This is a genomic window from Thermotoga petrophila RKU-1, assembly GCF_000016785.1.
Taxonomy (GTDB): Bacteria; Thermotogota; Thermotogae; order Thermotogales; family Thermotogaceae; genus Thermotoga; species Thermotoga petrophila.
Genome location: NC_009486.1, coordinates 1,817,149 through 1,823,511, shown reverse-complemented (window position 1 = coordinate 1,823,511; position 6,363 = coordinate 1,817,149). Strand labels below are relative to the sequence as shown.

Annotated in this window: 7 protein-coding genes; 3 read left to right on the top strand and 4 right to left on the bottom strand. The window is 45.6% G+C overall.

What is annotated here, in order from left to right:
- Positions 1 to 18 precede the first annotated feature (18 nt).
- From TPET_RS09245 to TPET_RS09235, 3 genes are read right to left on the bottom strand one after another with little or no spacing between them, the layout of a single operon-like run.
- Positions 19 to 759: a DUF4895 domain-containing protein gene (locus TPET_RS09245; RefSeq protein WP_011944218.1), complete on the bottom strand. Its 741-nt coding sequence runs from the start codon at positions 757 to 759 to the stop codon at positions 19 to 21.
- A complete protein-coding gene (locus TPET_RS09240) occupies positions 756 to 1,949 on the bottom strand; it encodes a vWA domain-containing protein (protein WP_011944217.1) in 1,194 nt (397 codons plus the stop codon). The genes TPET_RS09245 and TPET_RS09240 overlap by 4 nt, the downstream gene beginning before the upstream one ends.
- Entirely contained in the window at positions 1,946 to 3,001 is a 1,056-nt protein-coding gene (locus TPET_RS09235; protein WP_011944216.1) for an AAA family ATPase, read from the bottom strand. The genes TPET_RS09240 and TPET_RS09235 overlap by 4 nt, the downstream gene beginning before the upstream one ends.
- 67 nt (positions 3,002 to 3,068) lie before the next feature.
- On the opposite strand from TPET_RS09235, the gene TPET_RS09230 reads away from it, so the two are divergent.
- Together TPET_RS09230 and TPET_RS09225 are read left to right on the top strand one after the other, a co-directional pair.
- Positions 3,069 to 3,476: a hypothetical protein gene (locus tag TPET_RS09230; RefSeq protein ID WP_011944215.1), complete on the top strand. Its 408-nt coding sequence runs from the start codon at positions 3,069 to 3,071 to the stop codon at positions 3,474 to 3,476.
- Positions 3,442 to 3,900 (top strand): restriction endonuclease, encoded by a 459-nt coding sequence (locus TPET_RS09225; protein WP_048810907.1) that lies wholly within the window; start codon positions 3,442 to 3,444, stop codon positions 3,898 to 3,900. The genes TPET_RS09230 and TPET_RS09225 overlap by 35 nt, the downstream gene beginning before the upstream one ends.
- On the opposite strand, the gene TPET_RS09220 is transcribed toward TPET_RS09225, so the two are convergent.
- Entirely contained in the window at positions 3,881 to 5,050 is a 1,170-nt protein-coding gene (locus TPET_RS09220) for a TolB family protein (RefSeq protein WP_011944213.1), read from the bottom strand. The two genes, TPET_RS09225 and TPET_RS09220, sit on opposite strands and share 20 nt — an antisense overlap.
- Positions 5,051 to 5,077: 27 nt before the next feature.
- Here TPET_RS09220 and TPET_RS09215 point away from each other — a divergent pair, with 27 nt between their 5' ends.
- Positions 5,078 to 6,355 carry an ArsB/NhaD family transporter gene (locus TPET_RS09215; RefSeq protein ID WP_011944212.1) on the top strand — a complete coding sequence of 426 codons (1,278 nt, stop codon included), beginning with the start codon at positions 5,078 to 5,080 and terminating at the stop codon, positions 6,353 to 6,355.
- Positions 6,356 to 6,363 lie beyond the last annotated feature (8 nt).

Below are 6,363 nucleotides of genomic sequence, written 5' to 3'. Positions count from 1 at the left end.
GTTTTTGCACGGTATTTATTATAACATTGAAACGAGGACCTCATACATTCTTTTCAATTTTTCCATAAAATCTTTCACAAAAGATTCCATGTCAAAGTCTTCTTCGAAGAACTGATCGTATCCTATTCTGAGTGTGAGAAAGGCCTGTTCCATAGGATTCTGCGCAGGTTGAATGCCCTTTTTCTTTCTCAAAACAACTCCCATTTCGTGGAGCAGCGAGATGTGTTCTTTATCTACCCACTCTGGAGTTTCAAGGAACACATCGATTCCCTCGTTTCTCAGAACGATCTTCAGTCGCGATTTTAAAAGTTTCATCATCTTTTCCAGATTCTCATCAGATACCCTGTTCTGGAAGAGAAAGAACTCCATGTTTTTCACTTTTTCTTGAAGGAATATTTTTTGAAGCCAGCTTTCATTTCCGGCGGACCTTAAAACCTTCACCTTCAACGGCATCCTGAATATTCCCGCGGAGACCGAATCCACCCTTTCGAACAGCTTCGTGTAGAAGGCGACCATGGATTCCGGCACATCTGCTTCCACCTTGTATATGCACGGTTCCCTATCGAAGGGATCTTCAACGGAGAGATTCAGCAGTCTTCTGTCGGATGTGTCAACCATGAGAAACAACGACGGGAAACGGTGTCTCTTTATTCTGAGCACAAACGTGTGAAGATGCACGTTGTCAAGCTTACTCTCGTAGTCTTTAAGAGGATTGTGTACCGATGTTTCCTTCAGAAGAAGTTCCAGTTCCCTCTTCATGAAAGGACCACCACCGCATCTCTTCCATACATCTTTCTCGCTTCCTTGAGAAATTCTTCGTTGTGATACCTTGAGAGCACGAAAAGGATTCTTCTCCTTGCGATCGGAACGTCGGTGTGACCATCCGTGAAGACAACTGTTCCCTCTGACCTGAGGACCCTTTCTGAGTAATCGATCGCTGGCTGAAGATCTGTGCTTCCTCCTCCCACAATCTCCAGATCCTTCCACTTTCCAGATCTGTACTTCATAGCCGATGTAACACTCTTGTCAACCTGAACGAGCCAGAGTTCTTCCCCTGCTATGTTCGAGATCTTCTCGAGTTCGGAAATAAACTGGTTCAGCTCCTTCTCCACAATACTTCCGCTGGTGTCCACCACAGCGGCTATTCTGGGAAGGTACTCGTTCCTCCAGCCAGGAAGGTGATCGTACCTTCTGTTTGGCCTCAATGGAGTCGTGTGGCGATCCGCTTTTATCGAAACACCGAAGAACCTCCTGAGGAGTGTTTTCCAGTCCAGTTCGGGATTTTCGAGCGAGAGCGAAACTTCCCTTCTTACTCCAGAGGGAAGAGTATCTCCAAAGAGGTTGAAAGCTTTCTTGGTTCTGTCTTTTGTGAGATCGAGGATCATCTCAACTGGAACGTCTTCCTCGAACAGTCCTGAGTGGTCGTCGACGTTATCCCGAAACTCCGCCACCACTTCCACATCGTACTTTCCGAGTCTTTCCATCTCCTCTAAAATCCATTTATGATACGCTTCAGCGTTTTCGAACATCATCCACTCAGGTGGCAGTACGAAAAGCGTATCGTTGTCCGTCGCGTGACCTTCCTTCACAAGTACGTCGAGCGGTATCCCAAAGGCTGCAAGTTCCGGGATGTACTGATTTATAGCGGCATCCATGGCAAGATCCCATATCTTTCTGTCTCTTTCATCCTTGGGCTTTATTCGAAAGTGCTGGAGAACGATGTGCATGACCTCGTGTATCAGAAGAGCCTGAACCATTCTCAGAGGTTTTCTTTCTATCGCTTCTGGATTGTACAACAACATCACATCTCCGGTTGTGGAAAAAGAGAGCTTCAGATTCCTCGTGTTTTTCGATGGTACCAGCTTGACACCGAGAAGAACGTAATAATAGAACGGTGATTCCTTTCCTATGTTCAGCAAAGCCTTTTTGAGAATTTCCTCACCTTTCATAGCTCGTTCACCATTTTTCTCATGTCTTCTCTTTCCAGCATCTTCTCGAGTATTTTATCGAAGATCCAGGACTTTTCTCCTTCCTTTTGAGCTTCATCGACCAGAAATCTTAAAACACCGTAAAAAGATTCCCTGGGCATGATTTCGGAAAGTCTGACCAGGTTCTTCGATACGTCGTCCAGGTGTCTTTCAAGTGTTCTCACGTCCACTTTACTCAGAAAATCTACTATCCTGAGAACCAGAGTGTTCGCAGCGTGTATGTCTTCCAGATTTTCTATCTTTCCATCAAAGAGCACACTTTCCACAGAAGGGATCTTTACTCTCTGAAAGAACGAATCATAAAAGGCCTTTGCAGCCTCTGGCCCCACGATTCCTGCCGCGATGACGTAGCCGTACTTTTCTTTTTCATCATCCGTCAGAGTTTTCAGCACATTTGAGAGCTTGTACCAGCTTCTCGGGGAAGGTTTCAGGGATGTTCTCAGAGAGAGACTTCTTTCGGAGAAGAGGAACTCGGGGTAGTCCCTTATGAAGTCTCTCACTTCTTTCGATACATTGTTCTTCTCAGCCCACTCCAGCCACTCGGAAACGTCTGGGTTCACTTCCAGAATGAAGAATCGAGATATGAACGCGGGATCTGTGATGAGATCGGCCTGATCGTACTCTTCCTCCGGGGGGTTCATGGCTGCCATGATCCACGTTCCTTCCGGCAAGATATGGTTGTGAATTCTTCTATCCACAAGGAGCTGCATGATCGCGTTTCTGACAGAACGATGGGCTCTGTTTATCTCATCGAGAAAAAGAATCGTATCGTCGCTTTCGGGCCACCAGTCTGGTTTTAAAAAGACGGTTTTCTCTTCTGTGCGGGCGGGAAGTCCTATCAAATCACCCGGTTCCATCTGAGAAAGAACCAGGATGATCAGTTCTCTTCCTGTTTCCGCAGCTATGTCTCTGGCGATATCCGTTTTTCCCACACCGAAATGTCCTACCAGAAGCGGTATCTCACCGGCCATCATGATCTTTTTTGCGAGGTACTTTGCCTCTTCTACGCGCACCCTTTCACCTTCCTTTCTCCATCTTCAAATGATATCATGTATTTCTGGGTGGGGTGGTAAGGTGAAAATGCTCGGGATCGTTCTCACAGCAGTCGTTATTTTCATCGTTTTCATCCTGAGCCTGATCGAGAAAAGGAAAAAAGTCGATGTTGAAACTGTTTGCCGAACTGTAAAAAGGTACTACGAAGGCAGAGGATACCAGATCTCTCATAAAACAGTGAGCGGTTGTGAAGTGTTTCTGATAAAAAAAGGTCTCAGAAAGATCATCATCTGTGTGGGCAGCGTGAACTTCGATGTGGTGAAAGAAATCCTCTACATGGCATACACGAACAGAACACGTGACATCAGAGTGGTCTATTCTTCCATCACTAAGGAATCTCTGGAAGCGTTTGAAAGAATGAGAAGAAATTCGAAAATACACAAAACGAAGGTGAAAGTGCATGATTTACATCATTTTGAGTCTGTTGTCTTTTAGCCTTCTTGTTCTCTTTCTGCGATGGGGGAAGAAGAGGAGAAAACAAAACCTTAGAAACCTTCTCGAGGCGGGTCTCAAGAATCCATATCGGTTCGAAGAATTCGCCAGAGAGTATCTGAAAGAACACGGTTTTAGATCGGTGAGAACAACGCGAAAGAGTAAGGATTTCGGGGCGGATATCGTTGCGAAAAGACGAGGAAGTACAGTGGTTTTCCAGGTGAAGAGAAGAAACTCCACGGTGGAGAAAGAGGTCGTGAAGGAACTCGTTGCGGCGGCCTATATTTATGGTGCCACGGAAGTTGGAATTTTCACGAACAGCGAGCTTTCCACCGGCTTGAAAAAAGAGCTCGAGGAACTGAAAAGATCGGGTGGTTTCATAAAGAGGGTCCATGTCATAAAGAACATCAATCCTGAGGAATTCTGAAACGAACGATCCATATATCTGGTTCGCTCCCTTTGCTGTACACGGAAAAGGCTACAAGTTTTCCATCTTCAGAGAACGCAGGGTAGAACGCATCGTAGGGGATATTTTCTGTGAGGCACCACACCTTCCCAGAAACCAGGTCTTTCGCGTAGATCCTGAAAACTCCGTCTCTGTTGGAAGAAAAGATCAGGTAATTTTCAAACACGTCCGGGTCGAATTCGTTGTAAGGACTGTCCTCGAGAACTGTTATCGTTCCATCTGGAAGCAGCTCGTATATCCCAAAGTTTGACTCTTTGAGTCCCACGAACACGATACCCTGATTTCCTTTGGCCGGTGTGAAAACCCAGTCGAATGGAAGATAGTACGTCTTTTCTTTCATTGTTGTCAGATCTTTCACAACCAAGTGATTCGAAGTTGCATCTTCCTGAACGTAAACTACCGTGTTGTTGTCGATCCAGTTCGGATTGTAGGAAGCGTACCTGCCACGTGAGATGAGCTGTATCTTCTTCGAGTAATCGGGCGAGAGCGGCATGTAGTAGATGTTCCAGTTTCCATGGAGTGAGCCCTGGAAAAGCAGGTATCTTTCATCCGGTGATATTCTCGGGAAGTACTCGCTGCTGCCGTAGATGGGCATTGGAAGTAGTTCTCCGTTTTGCCTGTCGATCAAGAACAAATTTCTGTTGCCGGAGAGTCTTTCAGAAGAGAAAACCAGGTATCTGCTTGAAAAGTCACAGTACTCATCGAGTGCGGGATGATAGGTGAGCCGGAACACATCTGGAAACTCATTTTTGGAAAAGAGATAGACAGAGACCTTCTCCAGGGGAAAAGAGGCACACTCCATCACGAAATCTCTGTAATATTTGTAACCCCTGGGATTGTACTCGTACCTTGCAACTTCATTTCCGTGTTTCCATTCTCCCACATAGAGGTTGTCCGTTGCGTCGTAGGAGAGGAAAAACGTCATCGAAAACGTCGCCGTCGAAGAGTTTGTGATTGTCGCTTCTTTCGGAAGAAGTTCCAGAATTTTCTCCTGAACATCCGCAAGAACAGAAGAAGCCTCTTCGGTGCTGAACATACTTAAATCGAGGGTTACAACAGAGAAAGAAACCAGGGGTATAATAGCAAAGATAAACAGAAACATCTTCTTCATCGATCTCTTACCTCCGGGGGAGATATTTTGTTCGAAGACGCCGTTGTTTCACTTCTGATCTTTATAATAGTATACCTCTTCATCATTCTGGAAAAACACCACAGAGCGGTCATCACCATGCTCGGAGGGAGCGCTGCCCTCTTTCTTGTGTTCAAAGATCCCATCGAAGCGCTGGTCAGGTATGTGGATTTCAACACGATATTTCTCTTGATAGGAATGATGATCTTCGTGTCCGTTACAAAAAGAAGTGGTCTGTTTCATTTTTTGGGACTGTACTCTATAAAACTTTCCAGAGGAAGTGTGTTTTTCTTCTTTGTCTCAATAAATTTCCTCGTGGCTCTTCTCTCCTCTTTTCTGGACAACGTAACAACGATACTGGTGTTCGTTCCTGTAACGCTGGTAGTTTGCGACACGGTTGATCTGGATCCCGTTCCCTTCGTGATATCGGAGATCATATCTTCGAACATAGGCGGTACCGCAACGATGATAGGAGATCCCCCAAACATCATGATCGCTTCCGCGGCGAAACTTCATTTCCTCGATTTTGTGGTCAACGTGGCACCCGCTGCTGTTCTGACCCTCATCGTTACTTTGATCTTTCTCTCTGCTGTTTACAGAAGGGTCATATTCAGAAAAATACCGGTGGAAGTGGTCAAAGGTTTCGAACCCCGTAGGGCCATCGTTGACAAAAAGCTGTTTTATCTCTCCATAATACTAACTCTGGTTGTTCTTGTTCTCTTTTCTCTTCAGAAACCACTTGGACTTGAAAGTTTCGAGGTTGCTCTTCTTGCTGGCTTCCTCTCGCTTGCCTTCTTAAATAAAAAAGATATAGAGGATGTGTTCAAAGAGATCGAATGGGGCGTTATCTTTTTCTTCATAGGTCTTTTCCTTGTCGTTGGTGCCCTTGAAGAGGCCGGTGTTCTCGAAAAAATATCAGAACTCGTCATCAGGCTTTCAAAAGGGAAAATGGAAGGCACCCTGATATCAATTCTGGGAATATCTGGGTTGAGTTCCGCTTTCGTTGACAACATACCGTTCACTGCCACCATGATTCCAGTGATAAAGAAACTCGCGGTTCTGGCTCCGGAAACGTTTTCTGATCTGAGGCCCCTCTGGTGGGCTCTTTCTCTGGGAGCGTGTCTCGGAGGAAACGGAACTCTGATCGGTGCATCCGCGAATGTGGTAGGAACCTCTCTCATAGCAGACAGAAAGCATATAACCTTCTGGGAGTATTTCAAGATAGGTTTTCCCGTGCTCATACTCAGTCTTCTGGTGTCAGGAGTCTATTTGTTGATCAGATATTGAGGTGAGAT